Source organism: Streptococcus parasanguinis, from assembly GCF_001578955.1.
Taxonomy (GTDB): Bacteria; Bacillota; Bacilli; order Lactobacillales; family Streptococcaceae; genus Streptococcus; species Streptococcus parasanguinis_U.
Window position 1 is genome coordinate 1 of the sequence record NZ_KQ969722.1, and the last position, 491, is coordinate 491.

Genomic DNA, 491 nt, shown 5'->3' on the forward strand with positions numbered 1-491 from the left:
CATTTGTTTCCTTTTTGGCTACTGGAGTCTGACTCATCGATACTTTTTTAATCATCTCAGTGCTTGTTTCTGATTGATCCATTCCGTTTGCTCCCTTACTAAAGAAAAAGAAACCAATCGATAGCAAGCCAATGAGAAGGATAGCAAACACTTTCCATTTTGTTTCCATTGTCTATCTCCTTACTGCATGTTCTCTAGGGTCTTGAGGATATCCTCTTTATTCATATAGCCAATATGACTCTTTGCTAAAGTCCCATCACTATTGATAAAGAGCGCCGATGGATAAGAACGAATCCCATATTCTTTGAGCAGTTCCCCTTTACTATCTAGCAAGACTGGGAAATCCTTGTAATCCAAAGACTGGTACCAGTTTTTGAAATCTGCTGCTGATTTTTCGCCATTAAAGGTTGGAGCTACAACGGATAAAACCACATAATCCTTACCTGCCTCTTCTTTTGCCAACTCATTGGTATCCTCTAATGTCGACAGGC

1 protein-coding gene is annotated in these 491 nt (G+C 39.7%); it reads right to left on the bottom strand.

Annotated features, from left to right (window positions below):
* Nucleotides 1–180: 180 nt before the first annotated feature.
* On the bottom strand, nucleotides 181–491 hold a 311-nt coding region (locus SPADD19_RS10940; protein WP_128861641.1), incomplete at its 5' end, for a redoxin family protein.